Raw genomic sequence first — 22,811 nt, forward strand, 5'->3', positions numbered from 1 at the left:
GTCTCGATGGCGTCTGCCGATGGCATCCAGCGTTGGTTTCAGCCCCGCATCAGGTTGGATGCCTTGGGGCGTTCCACGCGGTCGTTGCTCTCCAGGCTGCCTTCGATACGCGCGCCACTCTCGATCTCGATGGTCTGGTACTTGATGTTGCCGGTCACCGTCGCGCCCGAGCGGATCACCAGGTGCTTGACCGCTGCAATCGACTGCCCCGCTTGGCCTGCGAGGTCGATGTTCTGCCCCGACAGGCTGCCGCTCACTCTGCCGGAGGCGCCAATACGGATGTCCTGCGCCGAGATGTCACCGTCGATCGCGCCATTGACGAGCACGGTTCCTGGCGCCTCGATCTTGCCATTCAAGCGTACGCCTTCGCCGATGATCAGGGAGCCGGCCTCCCAGTCCTGGTATTGAGTCATGGGTGTTCTTGTTCCTTCAGTGCTGCGGTCGATGACGGTGTGGGGTGTGAGCTCAATGCGGTTTGCTCGAGCCGAAGAGACGTGACATGAGCGTTGTCGGCAAGGGTAATACTTCCTTCGCGAGCTCGTGGTCTTCCTTCTCGAGCCCGGGCGGGAGGTTGTCGAAGTTGGGCGTGATCCTGTCCATTGCGGGCGCCATGTTGTGGATGGGGGCGGGTTCTTCGCAATAGTTGAGCGTGCAGTTCAGACGCGCGCCCGTCTCGGCGCGCACGAGCTTGTAGTAGCGCAGGTCGCCCTCGACCACCGCATCCCGCATGACCACGAGCTCCTCGGTGCAATCAAGATCGCCCCTGAACGTACCGAAGATGACTGCGTGACCACAGGTGATCTCGCCGCTGATGGTGCCCCCGCTGAGGATGATGACCTCGTCGGCCTCCACCCTGCCTGCCATGCGGCCTTCGACGCGAAGGGTGCCGGGGACCTGGAGGGTGCCGGACACCTGCGTGTCCCGGCCGACGACCACGCAGCCGAAGGCGAGCGCCTCGTTGGCGGGTGCATACTGAGACGGTGGGCCTTGGGGTATTTGCGCATCGTCGCGTAGCGGTGTGGCCGATGGGGCGAAGCTCTGTGTTCGTTCTTCGATCGGCTCTGTCGAGCGCGCCTTCGCCTGGCCATGTAGTTCGTCGTCGTAATTTGCCCGTCTGGCTTTCATGATGCCTTCCGTTTGGTCTTTTGCTCGTCGTATTGGCACGCGGTACCCGGTGTGTATGACCGTGCGCGCGGAGTCGCATCCGACAAGGCAACGCCCATCCCGCACTTACCGATGGTAGTATAGGTAAAGATACCATAAAATCGAACTGTACCTTTCGCTAGATGTGAGGAAGCTGTCGGTGTTCCCGCCGCTTGAAGCGGCGCCGAGCACTATGCGGAGTCCCGAACGGCGCATGCTTTTTTTCTTGGGCAGGTTTGTAGCCTGTTGGTTAATTTCGGACCCAATGGTGGTCCGCGAGGCTGCGGTCGCAGGCTCAAGGAGTGGTGATGGTAAGGGCGAGGAAGAGCAAGGGCACTCGGTCGCAGTTCGAGCGCGTGGCAGTGGGCGACAGCGGTGGCGCGATCATGCAGCCGCAAGTGCCGACGCAGGATGAGATCAACGAGGTCATTCGCCTGTTTTCCGGGGGGCAGCTGGAGGCCGCGGAGCGCCACGCCGTTGCGCTAACGCGCAGACACCCCAATCATCCTTTCGGCTGGAAGGCGCTCGGTGGGGTGCGCAGGCTGCGCGGGCAGGTCCGCGCGTCACTCGAGCCGATGAAGCGGGCGACACGTCTCGCGCCTGGGGATCCCGAAGCACACAGCAATCTCGCCAAGACCCAGATGGACCTGGGGGAACTGGAGGCTGCGGAGGCGAGCTATCGGGAGGCGATACGCCTCAGGCCCGAGCACGTCGTGGCGCACCTGCATCTTAGCGACCTCCTTTGCAAGCTTGGACGCTGGTTGGAGGCAGAGGCGTGTTTCCACGAGGCGATTCGACTGAAACCCGACGCTGCTGAGGCCCACTGCAGGCTGGGCGAGGTGCTTGCGAAGCGGGGGGAATTCCAGCCTGCGTTGGCGAGCTTTCAGGCTGCGATCAGGCTCAGGCCTGCCTACGCCGAGGCACACTGCAACCTTGGTATCATGCTGGAGCGTCTCGGCCGCTTCGATGTAGCCGAGGCGAGTTACCGAGAGGCGGTGCGTGTGAGCCCAAAGGTAGCGGCCGCGCATAACGGTCTGGGCAATGCGTTCAAGCGTGCTGGCGACCTCGAGCGCGCCGAGGAGTGTCTTAGAGAGGCGATCAGCATCGATCGCAACTACGCGGAAGCGCATTGCAACCTGGGTGTGGTGCTGAAGGAGTGGGGTAGGCTGAAAGATGCCGAAGGCAGTCTGCGTGAGGCGATTAGGCTCAAACCCGGCTTGGTCGAGGCGCACAACAACCTTGGCAATGTGCTTAAGGACCTTGGGCAGCTAAAGGCTGCCGAGGCGGCTTTTCGCGAAGCGATACGCCTTGCGCCCGATCGTGCCGAATGCCACATGAATTTGGGTGGCGTCCTCGAGCGGCTCGGACAGCTCAGCGCCGGTGCGGAGAGCGTTCGCAAGGCCATATCCTTGAGGCCGACCTTCGTCGAGGCTCGCAGCAACCTATTGTTCAGTCTAAATTATTATGAATCATCACCGGCGATCGAGTTGCTCGATGAGGCCAAGCGGTACGGGGAAATTGTCAGCACGCGTGCGCAACCAAAGTTTACTAACTGGGTGACGATCGGCACGAAGCGGCTGCGGGTTGGCCTTGTATCGGGTGACTTCAATAACCATCCCGTCGGCTACTTCTCCGAGGGTTTGATCAAGCACCTCGATCCTGCGCGTTTCGAACTCCATGCGTTTTCCATGGCGAGCAAGGGCGACGACTTGACGGTGCGTATCAGGCCGTATTTTGCCGACTGGACGTCATTGCTCGGCATGGACGACCTTGAAGCTGCGCGTATAATTCAACAGCGTGGCATTCACGTTCTGATCGATCTTTCCGGGCATTCCGCTAAGAACCGCCTGCCCGTGTTCGCCTACAAGCCGGCTCCTGTGCAGGCCTCATGGCTGGGCTATTTTGCGAGCACCGGTGTGCCCGAGATGGATTTCTTCATCGGTGACCCCCATGTGGCCCCCGAGTGCGAAGCGGATCATTTTACCGAGACCTTGTGGCGGCTGCCCGAGACCTGGCTCTGTCGCGAGCCGCCTGGTCACGCGCCGGCCGTCGGCGCGCTCCCCGCGCGCGCGAACGGGGTCGTGACTTTCGGCTGTTTCGGCAACATGACGAAGGCCGGGCCGAGGGTCCTGCGGCTATGGGCCGGCATCCTGAATCAGATTCCTGGCGCTAGGCTGTTCCTTAAATGTCATCAACTTGATGACCCGCAGGTTGTCAAGGACGTCACGGCGAGGTTCCGCAGCCATGGGGTTGCGCCGGAGCGCTTGATCCTCGAAGGACGAAGTCCCTCGCTTGGCTATTACGCGGCATACAATCGTGTCGACATGGTCCTGGACACCTTTCCCTACCCTGGCGGTACGACCTCGGTCGATGCGCTGTGGATGGGGGTGCCCATTCTTACGCTCAAGGGTGAGCGGTTTCTGTCGCACCTTGGTGAGTCAATCGCTCACAATGCTGGGCTGCCGGAGTGGATCGCCGAGAACGAGGATGATTACGTGCGGAAAGCGGTCAAGTTCGCATCGGACATCAGCGCGCTCGAGTCGATAAGGGCGGGCTTGAGGGAACGGCTGCGTGACGGGCCGCTTTTCAATACGAAGCGCTTCGCGGCTCATTTCGGTGATGCCATTGCGCAGATGTATTCAACGGCGACACGTCGTAAGGCGTAGTCGATCGTGTTGCACGGGGCAACGCCCCTCATGTATAAAAGTAAGTAATGTAGTGTAAAGTAATACTATACAAACAGAAGAACACGGCGGGCGTGATGAGCCCGCCGTCGCGAGGCGCTGCGACGAGCACTCGCGGCATCGTGTGGAACGGAGACTTGCATGCTCTTGCGCGTTTGGAGGCATCCCGTCAATCGCGCTGATCTCCCGGGTGCGATGGCGCGAATGTTCGCGCACTGGGTCACATGCAGGTTGGCCGTCGGCGCCATTCCACTTCCACTCCCGTTTGCCAACGACACCTGGCTGTTCTGCGAGCGGCGCAGCCGCGAGGCTGCAGGTTTGCGCCTGCTCGTGCTCAAGGATTTCGCGGCAATGAGCTTCGTGGCGCATTACCTGCGCTCAGCGGAGCATTTCGTCGATGTCGGTGCCGGGGTGGGCAGTTACACGGTGCTTGCGGCCGCTGTCACCGCGGCCAGGGTGACGGCGTTCGAGCCAGCGGAGGCGGCGGCGGCGGCGCTGATGCGTAACGTGGCTTTCAATGAACTCGCGGGGCTTGTCAAGTGCAGGCGGATCGGGGTCTCGGACGCCAGCGGCCGGGGCTACTTTCCCGCGGCCGCGGGTGGCAGGCTGCGGGCGGATCCGTGCGCAGAGGGGGAAGGCGTGGTCCGCCTGCAGCGGCTCGACGAGGCCTTGGGCGATGACGTGGCGCAGGTGCTCAAGGTGGACGTCTGTGGCGATGAGCTCGAGGTCCTGCGAGGCGCGCAGCTGACCTTGCAGCGGCCCGGGCTGGATGCCGTGATCGTTGGCACGGGGCGCGGGTGTCGGGGCCTGGCGCCACGCTGGCACCGTGTCTGCGCATTGCTCGAGCGCCACGGGTTCGAGCCCGCGGACTACGACCCGTTCGAGCGTCGCTTGCTCCGCCCCGCTGGGCTGAGCGACAAGGGCTTGTTCGTGCGCGGCCGGCGTGCGGACGCGATCATGCGCCGCGTTGAGCGCGCTGAAGGGTTCTGGCCGACCGAGGATCTGTGCGTATGATTTTCATGAGCGCCAGGGTAGTCTGATGGGAGATGCAGCGTAGATGCTCAAGAGCGATCTGGTGGATAGCCTTGTATGTCGGTTTCCGGCGCTGACGCGCAGGGATGTGGAGCTTTCGGTTGCCGTGATTCTCGATGAGATCCAGCGCCGGCTTGCCGCTGGAGGCCGTTTCGAAGTGCGTGACTTCGGCGTCCTTAGCACCCACGTCCTGCCGGGGAAAATGGGGCGCAATCCCCGCACCGGGCAGGCAGTGTACGTCCGGTCACGCCGTGTCGTTCATTTCAAGCCCGGGAAACGCTTGCGGGCCTGGGGCACTGGTCAGCTCGACGAGCTGCCGGGGCACAGCGACGCAGACATACCGTCCGCAAGCCGTCCCGCCGAGATGCCGCACGAACCTTCGTACCGCTCGTCCGAAGAGCGCGGCCACAGCGCGCCCTAGGGCTTGGCGCGGCTGCAGCGCGCAGCGAACACCAGGCCTTTGCCGAACACCGCGCGGATCGGCAGCATCAGACCGAGCTGGCGGGCTTTTTGGCGCAGGCGGTTGAGGACGACCTCGACGCGATGGAAGTCGCTCGTATCTTCACCGCTATACAGCGCGTGCAGAAGCTGCGGCTTTGGCAGCAGCTCGCCTGCGTGAGCGGTGAGGAGGTCGATCAGCCGGTTCTCGGTGTTCGAGAGGGGAAGCTGGCAGTTGTTCGGCGCGGTCAGCGTGCGTTCGCTGGGGTTGTAGCGCCAGAGCTGTCCAGCCTCTGCTGCGAGCGTCTCGTCGTTGCGGGGTAGCGACGGCTTTGGCGAGGCGCTCAGGCGACGCCAGGTGGCCTCGATGGTCACGTAGAGTTCGCGCAGATCCACGGGTTTCACCAGGTAATGATCGGCGCCGGCGCTCATGGCCTCGAGTCGGGTTTGCATCTCCCCGCGTGCGGTTATCACGATCAGCCCGCATGTGGGTTCCGCTTGCAGCTCGCGAATGATGGAGAGCCCGTCGTCGCCCGGCAGGCCGAGGTCGACCAGCGCAATGTCGGTCCGGGTGACCTGGCGCTGGCGCCTGAACGATTCGGCGGAGGCGGCCCCCCACACGATGTGGCCCTTGCTGCGCAGGAAGAACTCGAAGTTGTCGCGCAGGTCGTCGTTGTCCTCGACGATCGCGATATGGAGTGTCGTCATGTTCATGATGTGACCTGGCGTGCCTGCGTACCTGGTGGCCGGCGCGGCAGACTGAACTCGAAGGTGGCGCCTGCGCCGCCGGTGTGCACGAGGCGCAGGTCACCGCCGTGGGCGCGCATGATCTCCCTGCTCACATGCAGGCCAAGCCCCGAGCCTGACACATTGTGTGCCGCACTGCCGCGCTCGTAGCGCCCGAAGATGCTCGCCTCTTCGGCGGGGCTGATGCCGGGGCCTTCGTCACTGACGGTCAGGATGAAGTTATCCTGAGCCGCGGTGAGGCGGGCATGAATAGGGCTGTTGGCCGCGTATTTTATGGCGTTGTCCAGGACGTTGGAAAGCGCGATGGTGACGAGCGCGTGATCGCAGCGGCACTGGGTGTCCAGTCCGGGCTCGATGTTTACCTGCACGAGCTGCCGTGACGACAGACGTGCCAGCTCGGCAGCATTCTCGAGCAAGGCCGCGAGGTCGGTCGGTACCTGCTCGATGACGAGCGTCGCGGCTGACAAGCGCGCGTCGGCCAGGCAGTTGTCGGTCAGCGTGGTCAGGCGGCGGGTGGCGCGGTTGATCTGCGCGAGGCGGTGGGTCAGCGCCTCGGTACTGGGCGTGGGGCATTGGGCCAGGTTGCCGGTGGCGGCGGAGATCACCGACAGAGGCGTGCGGAACTCGTGCGACACCATGGCCAGGAACTGGCGTTGCTTGAACTGCGCATGGCGTTCGTCGCGCAGCGCGCGCTCGAGCTGGTCGTGGGCGTGCTGCAGGGCGGCGGTACGCTCCTTGACGCGATCCTCCAGGTGCTGGCGCCTGGCCTCGGCGGCGCCCAGCCGCTCGGCCTGCAGGCTGTCGAGTCTTTGCTGCTGCATGCGCAGCTCATGCACGCTGGCGAGCAAGATCGCGACCATCAGCCCAAGCATGGCGTACTGCCACAAGTGGAGCAGCGTCAGAGACACCGGTACCACGGCGAGCACGCTGAGCGCCGCGAGGATCGCCAGTGCTGACGTGATGGATACCGCGATCGCGATCGCTCTCGTGCCCGCCGACACGCCCTTGAGGCAGGTCAGACGCAGCGCGGTGGCGACGGCCAGGGCATGGATCAGCGCGTTCAGGGTCATCAGCACCGTCATCGCCTGGCCGTACAGACCGAGCAGGAGGGCGGTCACCGCACCGACGAATAGCGCGCCGCCGGCAAGCAGCACCTTGTCCGTGCGTGGGAAGTGTTGGCGGGTGAGGAGGGCCTCGCGCAGCAACCACAGATGCGCGGCAAGCGTGAGCAGGGTGCTGATGCTGGTCAGATGGTGGGCGAGCAGGGGGCGGTCCGGTAACAGCAGGACATAAGTGAAGCCCTGGGTGCTCGCCACCATGAGGTAGGCGACGCCGAGGGCCGACACCGCCAGCATCAGCCGTGAGCGCTGGATGAAGCCCAGGCCGATGCACAGCAGGGTCGTGACGCAGGCAATTCCAAAGTACAGCCCCCACAGGAAGCTGCTGCTGGCGCGCTGGCTGACGAAGGCCTCGGGCGAGGTGAAGTAAGCGGAGAGGAGACTGACGCTCGTGGTCTCGAGGCGGATCAGCATGGGTTGCGTGCTGTCCGGCGTCATGGGCAGCACGAAGTGGCGGTCGCGCACCGGGCGTGCGCTTGCGGGCAGCAGATCGCCGGTCTCCATGCGGGTGTAGCCATCTGCGCCGGGCACGAACACGGTGAGGCGATCGAGATACGGCGGTGCGACGACGAGCCACCAGGGGGCGCCACCTGGCCGCGGGGCGGGTGGATTGAAGCGCAGCCACGACACCGCCCGCGTGTAGCCTTGCGACAGCGGGCCGTCATGCGACGAAAACTGCGTGCTGGGCAGCGTGAGCACGGTTTGTGCGTCGAGTGCGCCATCGTCATCGACAAGAAGTTCGAAGGGCAGGTCGCTGCCGAGCCGGATCGTCTCGACGCGGGGTGTGGAGGCTGCGGCGCTCAGTATGCCGAGTGCGCCGAGCGAAAGGAGGACGAGGATCAGGGCCAGGCCAACGGCGCGTACGTCCGGTGGGCGCGAGGCGGTAGCGTTGGGCATCGCAGGCAAGGGAGTGGTCGATTTTTGATGGAAAGGTAAGGTTTTGTTATGGAATCGTGAGAACGGTGAGTTCTGTGAATGGCGTGGATGAGGTAAGCATACATAAACTGGCTAGCGTTTAGGTAATGATTTGGCAATCCAACGAACGAGGTTGATTCATGTCGTCTCCACGTCCTCGCCCCTTGTTCTTCTGCCTGGCGCTTGCCGGTCTTGTCATGGCGACAGGTTGCAGTTCGCTGCAGTTCGATCGTGCCGCGCAGCGCGAGGCCAACCTCGCCAAGGACCTCGAGCAGCTGGCCTCCCTGCGCGGCGACGCCTTGCCCGCGCATCCGCTCGCGTTCGAGGAGGTGCTGGACATCGCCCTGCGCAACAACCTCGAGCTTCGTGTCACCGAGTACGAACTCGAGATTGCCTCGCGCGAGCGCGTGGCGGCCAAGCTCGACATGCTGCCGGAGCTTCGCGCAGAGGCGGGCGTGCTGCGGCGCAGCGACCCAGAGGTGAAGTCCGCCGTCGGTGCCGACGGAACCTCGCTGGGTACGAGCTCGATCAGCGAGCCACGCAACAGCCGCACGGCCGATCTGAGCCTGACCTGGAACGTGCTCGACTTCATGACGGCATCGATTCGCAGCAACCAGGCCGACATGCAGCAAGCCCAGCTCGAGTATCGCCGCGAGAAGATCCGCCAGCGTATCGCCCTCGACGTGATCACGGCCTATTGGCGGGCCGCGGCGGCTGAGGACGCGCTCGAATACAGCTACAACGTCAAGCGCCAGATGGAGCGCCAGTACGAGCGCCTGAGCGCATCCATGCGCAATGGCAGCGTGAGCCTGCTCGCGGGTAAGGAAGCTCAGCTCAAGCTCATCGAGCTCTCCATTGCCATCCAGAAGCTGCACGGCAATCTATCTACGGCGCGGCTCGAGTTGGTGCAGCTGATGGGGCTCAAGCAGAGCACGGAGCTGCGCCTGCAGCGCCCGGACTTGCGTGCCGTCATCAACATGCTGCCCAAGCCGACGGAGCTCGATATCAAGAAGCTCGAGTTCGTCGCGCTGCGCAACCACCCCGTGCTGTTCGAGAACGACCTGCAGGCGCTGATGTTGCAGGAGGATGCGCGTGCCGCGATGCTCAGCCTGTTCCCGGGTGTGAGCCTGTTTGCAGGCCGCCATTACGACGACAACGCGCTGCTGCAGACCAACACCTGGAACGCGATCGGCGCCGAGCTGAGCTGGAACCTCTTTGCCCTGCCCGCGAAGTTCAAGCGCATGGAGGCACGGGAGCTTGCAGTCGAGCGTGGCGAGGCCGACCGGGTGCTCGTCACCGCGTCGGTGATCACCCAGGTGCACCTGGGGCTGCTCGACTACGCCATCAAGGCGGACCGCTTCCTGCTCATGGACGACAGCTACAAGATCACGCAGGACATCGAAGGCATGACCGAGGTTCTGCGCACCGCGGGCCAGGCCACGGACATGCAGCACACGCAGCGCCTGCTCGAAAACCTCGCGACCAAGTTGCGTCGCGACGAGGCGGTCGTCGAGCTGTTCACCGCCTATGCCAAGCTGTTTGCCTCGGTGGGGGTTGCGCCCGACATGTGGCAGAGCAACCTGGTCGAACTGGGCGATATGCTTTACCAAGGCCAGGCCGTCACCCCCACGCCCGGCGAGGGGGAAGCCGGTGGCGAGGCAGCCGCGGACTACGCCGGCGCGCACACGCCGACCGCTGTGGCCATCCCCATCCATCCCGAACCCATGGTGCTCGCGAGCGCGGCGGTCACCCCCACGCTCACCGAGTCGTTCCCCAGCACCACGGAGGGGCGTGGAAGCCTGTCGGCGCATCAGGTTGCGGGCGCGCACCTGTGGGACATCCAGGTTGGGGCGTTTGTCCAGCCGGGGGCACCCGACAGCATTCTGGCGCAGGTGCGCGGGCTGTCGCTGCGCATGCTCGACAGTCGTGATGCCACCGTCAGGCCGGTGACCGATCGCGGTCGCACCCTGCAGCGAGTGCGCTTTCACCACCTCCCCGAGGCCGAGGCACGCAGGTTGTGCGGGGACTTGAAGGCCAGGGGCCTCGACTGCTGGGTGGCCCCGTCGCTGAGGAGCTGACGCATGTTGCGATTGGTTCCACTCGAAGAGCGCATCGTGCTCGATGCGGCGCTGATGGTCGAGCTCGCAGAGGCGCGTGAGGCAGACTCGCCCGATGACGATGACGCGCCCGGTCCGGGCACCGATGAGGCGCCTGGCGCTGACTTGCAGCACGACACGGCCGCCGACGGTGCGATGTTCCTGGCTGCGCTCGAGCTGCTCGATGAGGGCATGGCCACGTTCTCCGCCACTCAGTTGCTGTCGGGCATCCAGTACCGGGAGGGAGATGGCTACCGCGCGGTGATTGATCCATCGGAGCTGCCGGTCCTGGATGAGGGCTTTGCGATATGGGCCGTCGTCGCACTGGAAGACGGTAGCGCGGGCGACGTGATCGTGCCGCCGAGCTTGGGACCCGGAAGCGGGTTCGTCGTTTCCAGCCCGAGCGCTGGCGTGATCAGTTTCTCCTTGTCGGCACAGTTGCTCGCCGAGAACACGCCGCAAGAAGCCGAAGAGCTCCTGCGCAACACGGTTGCGCTGGTGCGCTACGCCAACGTATCGCAGGACCCCGTGGAAGGCGTGCGCAATCTGAGCTTCACGCTGGGCAACGGTACCCAGGAGGCGATGGTCTCGCGCCCCTTGCTGCTGTCGTCATTCAACGACGCTCCGGTGATCAGCGACACCAGCCCGGTGAGCCTGAGCTTCTTCGAACCGACCGACCCGGCATCACGTGCCCCGCTGGCCTTGTTTGCGCCAGGCAGTCTGACGATAAGGGATGCGGACAGCGCGAACCTCACGCAGGCCTCGGTGTGGATCAGCGACTCGCCAGCGAGTGCGGCGGACGCACTGGGAACCCTGGACCGGCTGAGCGTGGCCTTGCCCGCCGATGGCAGCCTGGTGGCGAGCCTCGTGTTCAGGCCTGGTGCCGATGGTGTGGTCGGCGAACTGCGCCTGACCGTGTCGGGTGTGGCCGCACCGGACACCTATGCGCGCGTGCTTGAGAGCGTGCACTACGACAACCTCGACACCGACCCGCGCCAGTACACGCGCACGGTGCGGATCAGCGTCACCGACCTCGACGACGACGGCGTGCGCGAGGATGCAAGCTCCGTCTCGCTCGAGAAGCGCATCGTCATCGAACCGACGAACACCGCGCCGAGCGTGAGTGTGGCCGATGGGCAGTTCAGAGAGGCAGTCAATCGCACCGGTTACGTGCCCTTGCTGCCGGGGCTGCGGCTGCTCGACCCGGACAGCAACAACCTGCTCAGCAAGGTCGTGGTCACCATCGCAAACCCGGACGGCCCACCGAGCGACTTCATCAACACCTTTGCCGGTGGCAGCGCCCTGTTCTCCATCAGCCGTGTCAGCGAGGGTACGACGGAGGTCTACACGGTGCGGCCCACGGCGCCCACGGCGACCGTGGGCGAGTTCCAGACCTTGTTGTCGGCATGGACCTACGCGAACAGCTCGCGTGCCAACGTCGACCACAGCATCGGCATCACGGTGGCGGCGCACGATCCCGAGGGCGCGGTAGGGGCTGCCAGCTCCACCTTGACCGTCGTGGCCAAGCCCGACGCGCCCACGAGCGCCAACCTGCCGCAGGCGATCGCGCCAGAGCGGCTCACGGTCGATGAGGACGCTCGCCTGGCGCTGCCCGCCGGGGTGTTCCCGTTTGCCGATGCGGACGGCGACGCGCTGGGGGGTATCACAATCGTTGATCTGCCGCTGAACGGCACGCTGTCGGTTGACGGTGAGGCGGTGCGAGCCGGGCAGCTGCTCCTGCCTGCAGAGCTCGCCAGGCTCGAGTACGTTCCCAAGGCCGATTTCTACGGCAATGACGGCTTTGGCTTCCGCGTCTGGGACGACAGCGGCGACCAGGGCGGGCCAGGATTGTCCAGTGCGGACTATCGTGCGGTGATCAAGGTCCAGCCTGTGCCCGATGCGCCCGTCAGTGGCGACCTGCCGCTCGCGAGCGAGCCTGAGCGCTTGACCGTGGACGAAGACGGTCGCCTGCCCTTGCCGGCGACGGTGTTCCCGTTTGCCGACGCCGACGGCGACGCGCTCGCCGGGGTGACGATCACCGCGCTGCCCGAACATGGGACGCTGCTGCTTGCAGGGGAGGCGGTGGCCGTGGGGCAGTACATCGATGCGGCTGCGCTGGCGACGCTCGAGTATGTCCCCCTGCCCGACTACAACGGCCCGGATGGCTTCGGCTTCAAGGCGTGGGACGACAGCGGCGAGGGGCGTGGGCCCGGGCTGTCGAGTGCTGAGCACCGCGCGTTGATCACGGTGCTGCCGGTCGACGATGCACCGACCAGCGCAGACCTGCCGCTGGCGAGCGCGCCTGAGCGGCTGTCCGTGGATGAGGACGGACGCCTGCCGCTGCCTGCGGACGTCTTCCCCTTTGGCGACGCCGACGGCGACGCGATGGCGGGCGTCAGCATCGTGCTGCTGCCCGAGCACGGCGTACTGCTGCTCGACGGCGTGGCGGTGCAGGCCGGGCAGTTCATCCCGACGGCGGCCCTGGCGATGCTCGAATATGTGCCGAACCCGGACTACAACGGCCCCGATGGATTCAGGTTCCGGGCCTGGGACGACAGCGGGACGGGTGGCGGCCCTGGGCTGTCGAGTGCGGAGCATGTGGCACTCATCACGGTGCTGCCGGTTGCCGATGCGCCGACGAGTGCGGATCTGCCCAAGGCCGACGATCCTGGGCGCTTGACGGTGGATGAGGACGGCCGCTTGCCCTTGCCGGCGACGGTGTTCCCGTTTGCCGACGCCGACGGCGACGCGCTCGCCGGGGTGACGATCACCGCGCTGCCCGAACATGGGACGCTGCTGCTTGCAGGGGAGGCGGTGGCCGTGGGGCAGTACATCGATGCGGCTGCGCTGGCGACGCTCGAGTACGTACCCCTGCCCGACTACAACGGCCCGGATGGCTTCGGCTTCAAGGCTTGGGACGACAGCGGCGAGGGGCGCGGGCCCGGGCTGTCGAGTGCAGAGCACCGCGCGTTGATCACGGTGCTGCCGGTCGACGATGCGCCGACGAGCGCAGACCTGCCGCTGACGTCCGACCCCGAACGGCTCACCGTGCCGGCGGACGGCCGCCTGCAGCTTGCGGCGGATCTGTTCCCGTTCGCCGACGCCGACGGCGACGCGATGGCGGGCATCAGCGTAGTCGCGCTGCCCGAGCATGGCGCGTTGTTGCTCGATGGCGTCGCCGTGCAGGCGGGCCAGTTCATTGCGAGCAGTGCGCTCGCCGGCTTGCACTACGAACCGGCGCGCGGCTTCGACGGAGCGGACGGCTTCGTATTCCGCGTCTGGGACAATAGCGGCCGCGATGGCAGTCCTGGCCTGACCAGTGTGGAGCACCGTGCGCTGATCACCGTGACCCCCGCGCCGCTGCCCTTTGTGTTCAGCAGCCGTACAGAGGCGAGCACGCCTAACGAGGCCGGGCTCCAGTGGGTGTCGCCGCTGCAGTACCAGTCCGCGTTCGCCTACGAGGTGATTGACTACGCGGTGCTGCTGGAGCCATTCAGCTACCCCGATGTGGACAGTGGTTTGGATGCCGAGAAGGCGCTTGCACAGGCGGATGTGTTCGAGGTCTGCACCTTGCACCGGCTGCTCGGCATCGGGTGCCGCTTCGTTCCTGCCGCGGCCCCGGGTGAATACCTGCTTGCGACCGGGCGCGGCTCCCTGGCGTATGCCGTGCCGACTGCGCCGGGCGTGCCGCCGGTGGGGCTGAACGCCGAGGGCGCCTTCGTGGCTGAGGCGAGCGGCCCTGAGTCAGGCTTCAATGCACCGCTCGCAGACGCCTTCGCCCATACCCTGGGTGACAGCAGTTTCGAAGGCGTGGAGCCGGGCGTGGTCGAGTTGCCCGCCGAGGGCCTGCTGATCGTGCCACCGCCGCCGGCTGGTCCGGCGGGAGAGGCCGGGGCGAGGCGCTGACGATGATGGTTGAGGGCAAGCCTGCAGCGGGTCTCGAGGCGCTCGACGCGGGCTGGAAGGGCCTGCGCGCCGACATCGAACTGCGCGTGAGCGCTGCGGACGAGGGCGGACAGGCAGCGTGGGTGATCGAAGACCCGGTCAGCGGGCGCTACTTTCGTGTTGGCCAGGTCGAGTCCGTCGTGGTCGAAGCGCTGCGCAGCGGCGCGTCGCCGTCGGCCGCACTGGAGCGTGTGCAAGGGCTCGGCTTGCCGCCGCCGACACCGGCCGCGCTGCGCGCCTTCCTGGGCGAGTTGCGGCGGGCCGGCCTGTGCCGCGAGGGCGACACCGCAGCGGATGGCACCGGGCGCGGCCAGCCCGGGTTCTGGACGCGGATGCTGCATGGCTACGTCTACTACCGGATCCCGCTCCTGCGCCCTGACGCATGGCTTACCCGGCTTGCGCCGGTGCTGCGGCCGCTCGCCAACCCGCTGGCGGTGCGCGCGCTGCGCTACGTCGGCCTGCTCGGGGTGCTGCTTGCCCTGCCGCAGGCCCAGCTCTACTTCTCTACCGCCAGCTACTTGCTCACGCCCACCGGTTTTGTGAGCTTCATCGCCTGCCTGGTCGCGCTCAAGCTCGGTCACGAACTGGCGCACGCATTGAGCGCAAAGCTCAAGGGGCTTCATGTACGCAGCATGGGCGTTGCCTTCATCCTGCTGTGGCCCATCCTCTACACCGACGTTACCGACGCCTGGCGCGAACCCGACCGGCGGCGCCGGGCGCAGATTGGCTCGGCAGGCATCCGCTTTGAACTTGCGGTGGCGGGCGCTGCCCTGCTGCTGTGGTCCGTCCTGCCCGATGGCGTACTGCGCAGCCTCGCCTTCTACCTGTCCAGCGCGTCGATCCTGTCCACGTTGCTCATCAACCTCAACCCCTTCATGCGCTTCGACGGCTATTACCTGTTGATGGACGTGTGGGGAATCGACAACCTCCAGCCGCGCGCCTTCGCGTTGCTGCGCCATCGCCTGCGCCGGATCTGCCTGGGCTGGCGGGGGCAGGCCCCGGAGGCGCCGCCGCAGGCGCCGCTCATGGTGGCCTATGCGGTCGCGACGCTGGCTTACAGGGTCTTCGTGGCGATCGCGATCGCCATGGCGGTGTTCGCCTTCATCGGCGCCCTCGCAGGTGTGCTGGTCGCGGCGCTGGAGCTCTACATCCTGCTGTTGCGCCCGCTCGCGCGCGAACTGCGCGCGCTCGTCACACAGCGCGCGAGCATCGGGTCGCGGCGGCGCACGCTGGCAACGCTCGGCGTGCTCGGCGCTGCGGCCCTTGCGCTGGTGCTGCCGTTTGAGCGCACCCTGGCCGTGCCCGGGCTGCTCATGCACGAGCGCCTGCAATACGTCAGCGCACCGTTCGAGGGCCGCATCGTGACGCTGCCGCCCGCGGTCGGCACGGCGGTGGAAGAGGGCGCCGTGCTGCTCGTGCTCGAGAGTGCGGCGCAACGCCATGCGCTGGACCGGCTCGACATCGAGCTCCGCCACAACCGCGCGCAGCAGCAGGCGCTCGACACCCGCGGCAGCGAGGGCGGCTACCGCAAGTGGCTGCAGGAAGAGGAGCGTCGCCTTCTCGCAGCGCGTGCGGCAGCCGAGTCGCGTCTCGCCCAGCGTGTGGTCCATGCCGCTGCAGGGGGTGAGCTGGTTGAACGCCATCCCGACTACCAGGTGGGCGATACCGTTGCCGCGGACGTAGTGCTGGCCAGCGTCCGACAGTCGCCGCGGCTTCGCGTCAATGCGCTGGTCGAAGACAGGTACAGCGCACTGCTCGACCCCGCCGGGCTCACGCGTGCCCGCTTGCGGCCTTGGGATACCGGCCTGCCTGGGCCCGAGGTCGTGGTGGCCGAGGCCCAGCCACGGGCGGCAGAGTCGCTACCGAGCGTCGTCCTTTACGACCGCTTTGGCGGCCCCATTGCGGCAGTGCAGTCGGGGCGCAAAGACCTGGGCGCCGACACCGCTGCCGCTCTGCGCACGGGGTCGGCGCTCCAACCGCGCGATGCCTACCAGGCCTTCAGCTTCATCGTCGATCTGCCGGCGATGGCCGAGCGCATTCCCGATGCAACGCCAGCGTGGGTCGAGCTGCAGCTCCAGCCGGTGTCCGTCCTTGGTCAGTTCCTCAGCTTTCTTGTTCGTACCGTATCCAGATGAGCACGCCCTTGGTCTATCTGTTTTCTGCGATCGTCGCCGCGGTCATTTTCGCCAGCTCGAGCTTTGCCGCGACCTTGCCTGAAGTCCCCGTGGCCATCGAGTCGCGTCAGCAGGTGGTGCTGTCCATGGGGCGCTCGGGGAAGCTCCTCGAACTCGTACCGGACGTCGGCAGCGAGGTGCAGAAGGGGGCCCTGGTGGCGCGTGTCGACAGTCGCGAGCTGGAACTGCAGATCGAGCGCAACAATGTCCAGATCTCCTACCTCTCCAATCTGGCAAAAACCACCCTGGGCCTGGTCAATCAGGGACTCAAGACGGAGGATGACCTCGGGCGTACGCGCGCTGAGCAAGGCGTCCTCGAGGCCGAGAACCGCATCCTGCGCCAGCAGATCCAGATGTCCAGGGTGGTTGCGCCCTTCTCGGGCTCGGTTGTGGAGCGCCATGTCAGCAAATACCAGTGGGTGGAGGCGGGCATGCCCATCGTCGAGATCGTGGACAACACCCGTCTGCGTGCAGTGGGGGACGTGCCTGCGGAGGCGGCGGCGGGGCTAAAGCGCGGCGCGCGCGCGCGCCTGGTGCTGCCCGACCTCAACCGAGAGCTCGACGTCGAGGTCGAGGCGGTGTCGGCCAAGGTGGACCTGCGCAGCAACACCGTCCGCGTGATCTGGGCGCTGCCCAAGCCCGCCAACGGCGTTGTGCACGGCATGAAGGGCATGGTGCAGCAGTGAAAGAGGGGCGACGCGAGGCCGGTGAGCTCTTGCTCGGGCGCCTGTTGCGCTTGTGCACCGCCCTCGCTGGGGTACGCGATGCGGACAAGGCCGGGCAGTTGCTGGCGAACCGGATCGGCGAGGTGCTCGCATGCGAGCGCGCGGTGCTGGTATCTGTCCCGGCGCTGTTGCCTTGCCAGGCCAGTGCGGGGGTAAAGCCTGCCGAGCGTTCGGTGCTTGCCGATGCGATCCGTATTGCCGCGGGTGAGCTCGGGCTGGGCAATGGGCCGGCTCGTCTGGGGCATTCGGCGCGGCCGGCGCAGGTGCGCAGCGAAGTCGCAGGGGAAGCGCTCGCGGATGCGCTGCAACGTGTCATCGCGGCTCAGGGCGGCACCCAGATCCTGTGGTGGCCGCTGCCGGGGCGCGATGGCGAGCCGGGCCGCCATGCTCTGTGGCTCGAGCGTCACCGCGGCCGCGCATGGACGGACGAGGAGGTGCTCTTCGCGCACCGCTTTGGGGCCATGCTGGGCGCCCTCATGCCGTCGCCGCAGCCGCCGCGCTTAGGCGCGCGCAGGCGTGCGCTGCTCGCAGGCCTTGCCGTGGTGCTCGTGGCCGCCCTGGTACCGGTGCCCGCAGCGGTGACGGCCCCGGTGCAGGTCGTGGCCGCCGAGCCGCGCCACGTGTTTTCGGCGCTGGACGGCGTGATCGCAACGCTCGAGGTAGCGCCCGGTCAGCAGGTGGAGCCCGGAGACCTGCTGCTGCGCATGGATACCCGCGTGCTCGAGAAGAACGTGGACGAGGCGCGCCAGTCGCTGGCGGTCGCCCAGGCCGAACTCGCGCGGGTGCGCGCAGCGTCGCACTACGACGCCAGCGCCCGGGCGCGTGTGGCGGTGACGCAGATCGAGCTCGAGCGCGCGCAGCTCGAGCTCGACTTCCAGCTCGCGCAGCTCGAGCGGGCCGAGCTGCGCAGCGAGCTGTCGGGCCAGGTGCTGCTCGAAGACCCCGACCGCCTCCCGGGGGCGGCCGTGCGGATGGGTGAGCGGCTGCTCAGCATCGCCGACACGCGTGTCACCCGCCTGCGCATCATGGTGCCGCTGGCCGACTTCAGTCTCGTTGATGAAGGGGCGCCAGTCCAGGTCACACTCGACCGCAGCCCCTTGTCCGCGCTGTCTGCACAGGTGGTACGGCGTGGTTACAGCGTGCAGCTGTCCGATGACCAGCTGCCCTCGATCGCGGTCGATGCCGACTGGCGCGCAACGCCGCCGGCCGTGCTGCCCGGCGCCCGCGGTACGGCTCGCATCACCGGCGAGCGTATCCCGCTTGCCCAGCAGTTGCTGCGCAAGCCCTTGCAGGCGCTTCGGCGTGCGTGGGGCCTATGAGCGCGGCACGCCTCTGCTCAGAACACCGCCGACGGCCCTTGCACGGGCATGGAGTAGGGCGTGGTGACGGCCTCGCCCTCGTCGAGCAGGCTGGGTTCGAAGCTCAGCAGTGCGGTCTCGGCGTCGAAGCCGACCACCGCTGTCGCCTTGGCCGCGCACTGGCGATCATGTCCGAAGTCGTGCCCGAAGTAGCCCTTCGGCCGGCACAGGCGCACCACCAACTCGCGCATCTCGTAGCCGCGCAGCGAGCCGGACACCAGCGCACCGACTGCGACGTTCTCTTGCCCGGGGCCGTTGCCGTTGTCGACGATCAGCACCTCGCCCACGACGCGGCCGGGGAGACTGACAGGGGGCTGTGCCTGCCCCCGTGGCAGACTGTGCTCGCGGGTCTGGATCGAGAGCAGGATGCCCGGCTTCAGCCCAAGGCGGCGACCGTGGGCGATGAGGATGGTCTTGTCGTCCTCGATCTCGAGGACGGGGGCTTGCCAGGGCAGGGTGCCGAGCACTGCAGAGGCGCTCTGCAGCGCCTGGCGCACGGCATGGTCGAGTGCGCCCAGGCGAGCCTGCGCGCCGTCGGCGCCCGCCTTGTCCGCGCCGAACAGGCGCGTGGTGCGCGAGAGTGGGACCCCCTCGCCGACGAACTCCATCAGCGTCGTGGTCGATGCCGGGTCGTGAATGCGCAGGCGAACCGTGCTCAGGCCAGCGCGCTCGAGCAGTTCGGCGCTCAATTGCAAGGTGTCGGCGCCGGGCTGTGGGCTGCGTCCGCCGGCTGCGCGGCCTCGGTGCAAATCGTTCCGCTTCACCAGTTCGTAGCGGCCCGAATCGACGAGCGCACGCTCGAGCGCGATACGCAAGGCCAACAGCCGCGCCGCCGCGGCGTCGTCCGCGGCGTCGTCCGCGGGGCCGTGCTCACCGGCATTGCGCACACCGGTGATGACGACGGGGCGCTTGATCCGGGCTGTTTCCAGCCCTGCCGGCGAAGTGCTGGGTCTGCTTGCGACCAACTGCGGCGCCAGCGTCGTCGTCGCCGTGGTGGGGGCGGCCGTTGCCAGCTCTGGGCTACTGGCGCAACCGGACAAGGCGAGCAGGGCGAATGCCAGTGCGCCGCAGCTGAGCGGTCGGCGAGGCGCTCGAGGGGGCGAGGCTTTCGATAGTGCCGGGCGCCTTGAAGGCGCGGCTGGCGGGAGGGGCGCTGACGTCATGGTAAGCCCTTGCGGTTGTATGTGCCTGTATCAGTAAGGCTGTCGGGAGACATCGTCGATACTAGTGTCTCGCTGAGAGGGTAAGTTTGATGCTGCTCAAAGGTAATGTTTTTCGGGCCATCAGGTCGAGGCGTGGCGTCGGCGGGGCGTTCTGAGGGCCTCGGGTGCGTGGTGAGGTTGCGCCGGGATGCAAGGAGTGTCGAATATAGGGGTAATGATGTACCTCTACAACATTTCGTGCTTGCGCTGAAAACGGGTAATCGGCAGTATAGTTCTCCGCAAACATCCCCGGCCCAGGGCAGATGCGAGCGTCTGCATTGTCCCTTTGAGCCACCAGGTGCGCATCTACCCAATGGACGAACATCATTCCCGGTTCGAGCGTCTCCTTGTTGGGCTCGTTCTTTGTGTGCTTGTGTGGCTGCCCTTACCGTTGGGTAGCAATCGGGACTGGGCTATCGGGATCTTCATTGCGGTGTTAGGTGCGATTGGGCTGGGGTGCGCGATCGTACGCAGCCGTCAGCGCGCGCCCCGCGCTGGCAATTCCGCTTGGCGCCCGGGCCTGCCGATGGTCGTGGCCCTGTTGGCGACCCAGTGTTGGGTAGCCATTCAATGGCTGGGAGGCCTTACGCTAGATCCCGGTGCGACTTTCAGGTCGCTCTCGCTGGGCCTGGCCTACTGCCTGCTTTTCGTGGTCGTCATCGAGCTCTTCCATACCCGTAGTCGACTCACCCTGCTACTGGCCACGCTCGTGGTAAGCGGCACATTGCAGGCCTTTTACGGGGCACTCATGACCTTGTCGGGCGTCGAGTGGCTGCTCGTCGGCCCAAAGGCCAGCTATCTAGGCGACGCCACCGGTACGTTCATCAATCGCAACCACCTTGCGGGTTACCTGGAGCTGACGCTTGCCTGCGGCATCGGGCTTCTGCTTGCGCTGCGAGACGGCCGCCCGATCAACTGGCGCAGTAGTCTGGAGCTTGTCCTCGGTCCCAAGGCAAGGCTGCGCATGGCGCTGGTGATCATGGTCATTGCCCTGGTCATGACGCACTCGCGCGGCGGCAACATCGGCATTTTCGTCGGCCTGGTCCTTGTCGCCGGCATCTTCGTTGTTCGCAATCGCGAGCATCGTGCGCGCAACGTCGCGATCTTGCTGAGCATCGTCGTGATCGACGTCCTTATCGTCAGCCAATACTTCGGTCTTGAACGGCTCAAGAACCGCCTCGTCGATACCCGCCTGACCGACGTTGTCGTCGACGGCGCGGTCGTTGCCACCGCGAACGAACTGCGCGATGACGTGGTGCTTCAGTCCCTCCCGTTGGTGCGCGAACGCCCGCTCACCGGCCATGGGGCAGGAAGTTTCGAGGCGGTGTTCCCACGCTTCCCCGACCACCGCATCCCGCTGCATTTCGATCATGCGCACAACGACTATGTGCAGTTCGTTGTCGAGTTCGGCGTGTTCGGATCCTTACCGCTCGCGGCTTTTGTGGCGCTTGCGCTGTTCCACGCGTTCAAAGCCTTGTGGCGGCTTGATTCGACCTACGGCACTGGCGTGGGGTTCGGCGCCGCCATGGGCATCGTTGCGCTGGGTGTTCACGCGGCGACCGATTTCAACTTTCAGATTCCAGCCAACGCGGCAACCTTCGTGGTGTTGTGTGCGATCGCAGTGCTCGCCGGACACCACACCAAGCGAAGTCGTTCGCGTCCAAGCCGCGTTGAAGAGCCGCCGGCGAGCGGTAACGCACATCGGGGTCTGCAGACCGTGTGGCAGTCGGAAATGGCGCTGGCCAAGTCCGCTGCACCGCGGGCAAAGGCCTTGCTCACATAAAGCAAGTAGGCGAGTAGGGAGACGAACAATGGGAGTAATTCGATACAGCGATCTTGAGCGCGCCAACAGCACAAGGGCATTGAGCTTTCATCTCGATCTCAACACCAGCACGCTGTCGAGCAGCGATGGGCGCAATCTCAAGTTGCCTTGTGAGGAGGCGCTCTTGCTTGGTCAGCTTGCTCGCGCGCCGCACACCGAGTTCAGCAGCCTCGCGCTGGTGGCCATCGTCGCCCCACTTGGCGAGGACCCCGAACTGTCACGCATGCATGCCCACCTTTATCGGCTGCGCCAAAAGCTCGTCGCGCTCGACCGGCGCATGGTGATCGCACCCGGCCAACGGCTCACCTACTTCTATGCGGGGCCGGCAATACACGTTACTGCTTCTTGCGTAGGAACGTAAATATAAAAAATAATTCCGTGTAAAATATACCTCAAGTTTTTGCTCGTAAGCGGAGTAGATGGTTTTACGTGCCGTACTTGACTAGATGTGGGAGGCTTTATGAGAGGTAACCCGCTTCTCTCTGTAGCGGTTATCTTGGTGCCGGGTGCCCTCTTACTCCAAAAGAAGCACTGGATAAGGGGCTCGCTGTTCCTTGGTGGATATGCTGTGGGGCTGACGCTTCTGGTGTACGATGAGTTAGGTTTAGCTTATTGGGCGGCGGTTGCGTTGGTCGCTCTACTTCTGTGTCACATCGTCGGAGTGACGGCGCGAGTCACGTGCGCTATCCCGCGTCGTCCAGATAGGTGATGTCGGTCACCCAACTCTTGTTCGGCGCCGTCGGCCCAAGTTGGCGCTTGAGCACATTCGGCGCGACCACCTTCGGCCGGTCGTCGTTGCGACCAGGGCGGCGTCCATAGTCGGCGTCTGAGCGCAACTCCACCAAGCGTATTGGTGGTGCCATGCGATGTTTGCCACATGGTTCGCCTATGTCGCGCAGATCGTTATGGATCTTGCAATAGCCGTAGTCGAGCCCACTGGTCTCCCAGCATTGCGCAATCAGCACGCCAACAGGATCGTCGTCAGCCGAGCGCTCGGAGAAGGGGTGCTGCTTATATTTGTCATAGCCGATTGGATGGGCCTCTACCGTGGAGCACAGGTGACGCACTGGATACTGCGTCGTGTGGGCGTCGATGAAGGCATACCTCACCCGGACCGCTTGGTAAAGTACGCAGCGGTCTTTTCTAGGATGTCGCGCTCCTCGGTTACGCGCCGCAACTCGGCCTTCAAGCGTCGCATCTCGTCGGTCTGCAGTTGTACTGGGCGCGCTGCTCTGCTGGCACGGAATAGCGCTTGATCCAGATGCAGAGACTGTGGGCGCTGACGCCAAGGCGCACAGCCACTTTGGCGACTAGATGCCCTCGGTCGGTTACCTGCTTGACCGCTTCGATCTTGAACTCTTCGGTGAAGCGCTGCTGCGCCTTCTTCGTTTCCATCAACACCTCCGTAATGC

The 22,811-nt window shown here is 65.6% G+C and carries 17 protein-coding genes; 10 read left to right on the forward strand and 7 right to left on the reverse strand.

Translation table 11 applies throughout. From position 1 onward, the window contains the following. Positions 1 to 38: 38 nt before the first annotated feature. Positions 39 to 413: a bactofilin family protein gene (locus tag B447_RS04520; protein WP_002937058.1), complete on the reverse strand. Its 375-nt coding sequence runs from the start codon at positions 411 to 413 to the stop codon at positions 39 to 41. 52 nt (positions 414 to 465) lie between these two features. Further along, on the reverse strand, positions 466 to 1,125 hold the full coding sequence (locus B447_RS04525; protein ID WP_002937059.1) for a bactofilin family protein: 660 nt from the start codon (positions 1,123 to 1,125) through the stop codon (positions 466 to 468). Between the two features lie 374 nt (positions 1,126 to 1,499). Here B447_RS04525 and B447_RS04530 point away from each other — a divergent pair, with 374 nt between their 5' ends. The 3 genes from B447_RS04530 (at position 1,500) to B447_RS04540 (ending at position 5,280) form a co-directional block, all read left to right on the forward strand. Then, positions 1,500 to 3,809: a tetratricopeptide repeat protein gene (locus B447_RS04530; protein WP_198291744.1), complete on the forward strand. Its 2,310-nt coding sequence runs from the start codon at positions 1,500 to 1,502 to the stop codon at positions 3,807 to 3,809. A 222-nt stretch (positions 3,810 to 4,031) separates the two neighbouring features. Beyond that, on the forward strand, positions 4,032 to 4,841 hold the full coding sequence (locus B447_RS04535; RefSeq protein WP_037982330.1) for an FkbM family methyltransferase: 810 nt from the start codon (positions 4,032 to 4,034) through the stop codon (positions 4,839 to 4,841). A 43-nt stretch (positions 4,842 to 4,884) separates the two neighbouring features. After that, complete coding sequence (locus B447_RS04540; protein ID WP_002937065.1) at positions 4,885 to 5,280, forward strand: HU family DNA-binding protein; 396 nt, start codon at positions 4,885 to 4,887, stop codon at positions 5,278 to 5,280. On the opposite strand, the gene B447_RS04545 is transcribed toward B447_RS04540, so the two are convergent. Both B447_RS04545 and B447_RS04550 read right to left on the reverse strand, forming a co-directional pair. After that, positions 5,277 to 6,011 (reverse strand): response regulator transcription factor, encoded by a 735-nt coding sequence (locus B447_RS04545; protein ID WP_002937066.1) that lies wholly within the window; start codon positions 6,009 to 6,011, stop codon positions 5,277 to 5,279. The genes B447_RS04540 and B447_RS04545 overlap by 4 nt on opposite strands. After that, complete coding sequence (locus tag B447_RS04550) at positions 6,008 to 8,059, reverse strand: sensor histidine kinase (RefSeq protein ID WP_002937067.1); 2,052 nt, start codon at positions 8,057 to 8,059, stop codon at positions 6,008 to 6,010. Before B447_RS04550 ends, B447_RS04545 begins: the two co-directional genes overlap by 4 nt. A 158-nt stretch (positions 8,060 to 8,217) precedes the next feature. Between B447_RS04550 and B447_RS04555 the strand changes: the two genes are divergently transcribed. The 5 genes from B447_RS04555 to B447_RS21730 are packed head-to-tail and all read left to right on the forward strand — an operon-like array spanning position 8,218 to position 18,336. Continuing rightward, the gene (locus B447_RS04555) at positions 8,218 to 10,155 is read left to right on the forward strand and encodes a TolC family protein (protein ID WP_083491413.1); all 1,938 of its coding nucleotides are present in this window, start codon (positions 8,218 to 8,220) and stop codon (positions 10,153 to 10,155) included. A gap of 3 nt (positions 10,156 to 10,158) precedes the next feature. Beyond that, positions 10,159 to 14,079, forward strand: a complete 3,921-nt coding sequence (locus tag B447_RS04560; RefSeq protein WP_002937069.1) for an Ig-like domain-containing protein — start codon at positions 10,159 to 10,161, stop codon at positions 14,077 to 14,079. Between the two features lie 2 nt (positions 14,080 to 14,081). Further along, positions 14,082 to 16,253, forward strand: a complete 2,172-nt coding sequence (locus tag B447_RS21725) for a hypothetical protein (protein WP_002937070.1) — start codon at positions 14,082 to 14,084, stop codon at positions 16,251 to 16,253. Next, on the forward strand, positions 16,250 to 16,978 hold the full coding sequence (locus B447_RS04570; RefSeq protein WP_037982335.1) for an efflux RND transporter periplasmic adaptor subunit: 729 nt from the start codon (positions 16,250 to 16,252) through the stop codon (positions 16,976 to 16,978). Before B447_RS21725 ends, B447_RS04570 begins: the two co-directional genes overlap by 4 nt. Continuing rightward, the gene (locus tag B447_RS21730; RefSeq protein WP_002937072.1) at positions 16,975 to 18,336 is read left to right on the forward strand and encodes an efflux RND transporter periplasmic adaptor subunit; all 1,362 of its coding nucleotides are present in this window, start codon (positions 16,975 to 16,977) and stop codon (positions 18,334 to 18,336) included. The genes B447_RS04570 and B447_RS21730 overlap by 4 nt, the downstream gene beginning before the upstream one ends. 17 nt (positions 18,337 to 18,353) lie before the next feature. Here B447_RS21730 and B447_RS04580 read toward each other — a convergent pair whose 3' ends face one another. Then, complete coding sequence (locus B447_RS04580) at positions 18,354 to 19,340, reverse strand: hypothetical protein (protein WP_002937075.1); 987 nt, start codon at positions 19,338 to 19,340, stop codon at positions 18,354 to 18,356. A 550-nt stretch (positions 19,341 to 19,890) separates the two neighbouring features. Between B447_RS04580 and B447_RS04585 the strand changes: the two genes are divergently transcribed. Both B447_RS04585 and B447_RS04590 read left to right on the forward strand, forming a co-directional pair. Next, positions 19,891 to 21,360 (forward strand): O-antigen ligase family protein, encoded by a 1,470-nt coding sequence (locus tag B447_RS04585; RefSeq protein WP_157384625.1) that lies wholly within the window; start codon positions 19,891 to 19,893, stop codon positions 21,358 to 21,360. A gap of 28 nt (positions 21,361 to 21,388) precedes the next feature. Beyond that, entirely contained in the window at positions 21,389 to 21,760 is a 372-nt protein-coding gene (locus B447_RS04590; RefSeq protein ID WP_157384626.1) for a hypothetical protein, read from the forward strand. Between the two features lie 322 nt (positions 21,761 to 22,082). Here the strand turns inward: B447_RS04590 and B447_RS04595 are convergent, their stop codons facing one another. Together B447_RS04595 and B447_RS04600 are read right to left on the reverse strand one after the other, a co-directional pair. Beyond that, positions 22,083 to 22,508, reverse strand: coding sequence for an IS3 family transposase (locus B447_RS04595; RefSeq protein WP_002937087.1), 426 nt, complete (start codon positions 22,506 to 22,508; stop codon positions 22,083 to 22,085). Positions 22,509 to 22,584: 76 nt separating this feature from the next. Further along, positions 22,585 to 22,794: a transposase gene (locus B447_RS04600; protein ID WP_002937090.1), complete on the reverse strand. Its 210-nt coding sequence runs from the start codon at positions 22,792 to 22,794 to the stop codon at positions 22,585 to 22,587. Positions 22,795 to 22,811 lie beyond the last annotated feature (17 nt).

Origin of the sequence: Thauera sp. 27 (genome assembly GCF_000310125.2) — a bacterium.
GTDB lineage: Bacteria > Pseudomonadota > Gammaproteobacteria > Burkholderiales > Rhodocyclaceae > Thauera > Thauera mechernichensis.